The following is a 3,276-nucleotide window of genomic DNA, read 5'->3' on the forward strand; positions in this document are numbered from 1 at the left end:
CGGCACCGGTGCTGGTGAACGTCCACAACGCCGTCTGGTGGGAGCCGTCCCGCTGCTCCCCCACGTTGTACAGGACACCGATGTCGCTCTTGCCGTCGCCATTGAAGTCACCGGCGGTGAGCTTGGAACGGTCCCAGTTCCAGCTTTCCGAGCTCTGCCAGGCCTTCACGGGGGGTGCGAAGCCGGCGCCGGTGCTGGTGAAGGTCCACAGGGTGCTTTGGTTGACGCCGCCGGCTTGCTGTCCGTTGTTGTAGAGGACGCCGATGTCGGTTCGGCCATCGCCGTTGAAGTCGCCGGTGGTGACCTTGGAGCGGTTCCAGTCCCAGGAGCCCGTGCCGGAGGCGAGGTTGTCCCAGGTCTTGACCGGGTCGGCGAATCCCGTCGTTCCCTTGCTCAAGAGGGTCCACAGTGCGGTCTGGTTGCTGCCGTCCGCCTGTTGTCCGTTGCCGTACAGGATGGCGATGTCGTCCTTGCCATCGCCGTTGAAGTCGCCGGTGGTCTGCGTGGCGGCGGCTCGGTTGGCGGTGAAGACGGAAACCTTGGAGGACAGGGGGCCCGTCTGTCCGGCGTCGTTCGCCGCACGGACTTCCAGGGTGTGAGGGCCGTCGGGGAGCGCGGAGGTGTCGACCTGCAGGTTGTAGGTGGGGCCGGTTCCGGTCACCGTGCCCACCTCGCTGCCGTCGAGCAGGAAGGTGGCGGAGAGCGGGGTGCCCACCTGGTCGGTCACGGAGGCCGTGAGTGTGGCGGTGCCGGTGAGGACCGTACGGGCATCAGGGGCGGAGATCCCGGCGATGGGCGGGGTCGGCTTGGGATAGGGGTCGATTCCGTCATTGGTGAGGCCGGCCTCCGCCGCGCAGTCCCATTGCTTCTCGCCGGCTCCCCTGAGGATCTTCTCGGCTATGAGGATCTGCTGCTGCTTCGTGGCCTGGTTGGCGTAGGGGGCGTACTGCCTGCCCCCGTAGGCGTCCCAGGTGGGCTTGCTGATCTGCAGGCCGCCGTAGTACAGGCCGTTACGGGAGATGATCTTCCAGTTGTCGGTGCTCTCGCAGTGGGCCACCCGCTCCCAGGTGGCGAGCGAGGCCGCGGACGCGGGGGTGGCGAAGAGGGAGAGGCTGAGGCCGGCGGTGAGGGTGATCAGCGCGGCGGGCTTTCCGAAGAAGGGCATACGAGTTCCTGTGCTGGGCGGCGCCGCGGTGGGCTACCGGGACGGGAGAGGCCAGGAGGGCTTTGAGCCGCTGCTACTGCCAGCCCATGTTGTTCTGCGTCGTCACCGGGAGAACGGACCCGATGGGCGCCGCGGCCGCCGCTCCGGCGGCGAAGAGCGGGGCGACGACGGCAAGGGAGAGGACCGCGGCGGCCTGGAGGATGCGCATGCGAATCACGAGGGTTTCCGTTCCTGAGAGCTGACGACGAGTGGGGCTTGTGTCCTGAACAGGTCGCGTCCCGCGGTGACGCCTTCTGGTCCAAGTGCCTGCCGGATCGGTGACCGTTCCGGCAAGAACTACTTTCGTCGCAGGTCAGGAGGGGTGGAAGGGCTTGCGGGTGGACGGAAACGGCCGCTGCCGTTTCCGTCCATCCGCCGAGTCAGTCGAGTCAGTCGAGTGCGAGGAGGGGGACCTGGGCGTGTACGAGGGTCCAGCCCGTCAGTTCGGGGTGGCCGCTGAGCAGCCGGGCGCACACCGCCTCCGCGTTCGATTCCGCCTGCGCGAGCGAGTCGGCCAGAACGAAAAGACCGAGTACCGGACCAGGCGCCGCTTCGACATGGACGCTGACGTGCTCGACGGCGTCCTCGGGCCGTGCGGACTCATAGACGAGGGCACGCAGGTGGAAAGGGGTTTCGGCACCCCGAGCCGGCGGCCGAAGATGCGCGTGTACGAGATACATGATTCCTCTTTCTACCCAACCCCGCCGCAGGCATATCATGATCTTTTCGTGTGGAGAATGAGCATGTCCTGGGGGGAACTTCATGCTGACTGCACTGGGGCTCGATCCGATGGCGGAGGCCGTGTATCGAGCCATGCTGGCCGATCCGAGAGGCGGCGTGGCCGCGATCGCCGCCCGGATCGAAACAACGGAACAACAGGTACGTGACGGGCTCGACGTCCTCAGCGCACTCGCCCTGGTCAGGCCGTCGGCTGAAGGCGGAGGGCTGCGCGCCGTCTCGCCGGACATCGGGATGGAAGTCCTGATGGCCCGCCAGCAGGCCGAGCTCGCGGCCCAGCAACAGCGGCTGGAGACCTCCCGCGCGGTCGCCGCACAGCTGATCGCCGAGTACGCCGACCTCCGGCCGGCCAGTGCCAGCCCCGGGGTCGAGCAGTTGATCGGGCTGGACCAGATCCGAGACTGCCTTACCCGCCTGACCCGGGACGTGCGCCATGAGGTCATGACGTTCGCGCCGGGCGGTCCTCAGACGGAGGACAACATCTCGTCGTCCCGACCCCTGGATGCCGAACTTCTGGGACGCGGAGTGCGCACCCGCGTGGTCTACCTGGACAGCGTCCGTCATCACAGGCCCACGGTGGAGTACGCGAGCTGGACCGCCTCGCTGGGCGGCCAGGTCCGCACTGCGGCGTCCCTGCCCACTCGTCTGATCATCGTGGACCGTTCGACCGCGGTGATCCCGGTGAGCAGTGATGACACCGCCGGCGGCGCTGTGGTCCTCACCGGGCAGGGAACCCTGACCGCGTTGTGTGCGCTGTACGAGAGTGTGTGGGCCGCGGCCCAACCTCTCGGTGAGGCGCCGGTGAGGAACATCCACGGTCTCAGTGCGCAGGAAGCCACCACGGTCACCCTTTTGTCGGAGGGGCACACGGACGAGACGATCGCCAAGCGGCTGGGTGTCTCAGCGCGTACGGCTCGCCGGATCGCGAACGATCTCATGGAGCGGCTCGGCGCAAGAAGTCGGTTCGAAGCCGGTGTCAGAGCGGTCCAGCACGGTTGGCTGCCCGCCAAACCCTGTTGAGCCGATGTGCCGATGACCCTCGCACCCGGGCGGGGGCGAGGGCCATCGGCGGCGGTGCAAGGTCAGCCGAGGTCGCTGCGGTACCAGTTCCAGCTACCGGTGGTGCTGTTGTCCCAGGCCTTTGCCGGGCCGTGGACACCGAAGGCGCCGTCGTTGCGGCCGTTGAAGGTGAACAGCGAGGCGTTGTTCTTGCCCTGCTGGTCCTCACCGTTGTTGTAGAGGACGCCCAAGTCGTCCTTGCCGTCGGCGTTGAAGTCGCCGGCCACGAGCTTGCTGCGGTCGGCGTTCCAGGAGCCGGTGGTGGTGTCGTTGTT

The 3,276-nt window shown here is 67.5% G+C and carries 4 protein-coding genes and 1 pseudogene; 1 reads left to right on the top strand and 4 read right to left on the bottom strand.

All coding sequences use genetic code 11. From position 1 onward, the window contains the following. The 3 genes from ACFYW3_RS35210 to ACFYW3_RS35220 form a co-directional block, all read right to left on the bottom strand. Nucleotides 1-1,165, bottom strand: a 1,165-nt coding sequence (locus ACFYW3_RS35210) for a transglycosylase family protein (RefSeq protein WP_389388498.1), incomplete at its 3' end; no start/stop codon positions are given. Nucleotides 1,166-1,238: 73 nt separating this feature from the next. After that, nucleotides 1,239-1,382, bottom strand: a complete 144-nt coding sequence (locus ACFYW3_RS35215) for a hypothetical protein (RefSeq protein WP_389388499.1) — start codon at nucleotides 1,380-1,382, stop codon at nucleotides 1,239-1,241. Nucleotides 1,383-1,593: 211 nt separating this feature from the next. Next, a complete protein-coding gene (locus ACFYW3_RS35220) occupies nucleotides 1,594-1,884 on the bottom strand; it encodes a hypothetical protein (RefSeq protein ID WP_351759651.1) in 291 nt (96 codons plus the stop codon). Between the two features lie 82 nt (nucleotides 1,885-1,966). Between ACFYW3_RS35220 and ACFYW3_RS35225 the strand changes: the two genes are divergently transcribed. Continuing rightward, nucleotides 1,967-2,962, top strand: coding sequence for a helix-turn-helix transcriptional regulator (locus ACFYW3_RS35225; protein ID WP_351759654.1), 996 nt, complete (start codon nucleotides 1,967-1,969; stop codon nucleotides 2,960-2,962). 62 nt (nucleotides 2,963-3,024) lie between these two features. Here the strand turns inward: ACFYW3_RS35225 and ACFYW3_RS35230 are convergent. Next, nucleotides 3,025-3,276 (bottom strand): annotated as a pseudogene (locus ACFYW3_RS35230) (hypothetical protein); the annotation flags it as partial.

The organism is Streptomyces sp. NPDC002602, assembly GCF_042889445.1.
Lineage (GTDB): Bacteria > Actinomycetota > Actinomycetes > Streptomycetales > Streptomycetaceae > Streptomyces.

What these genes read in the sequence shown, in the direction of transcription:
- ACFYW3_RS35220 (WP_351759651.1), bottom strand. Translation starts at nt 1,884, where the DNA reads ATGTATCTCGTACACGCGCATCTTCGGCCGCCGGCTCGGGGTGCCGAA.
- ACFYW3_RS35225 (WP_351759654.1), top strand. Translation starts at nt 1,967, where the DNA reads ATGCTGACTGCACTGGGGCTCGATCCGATGGCGGAGGCCGTGTATCGA.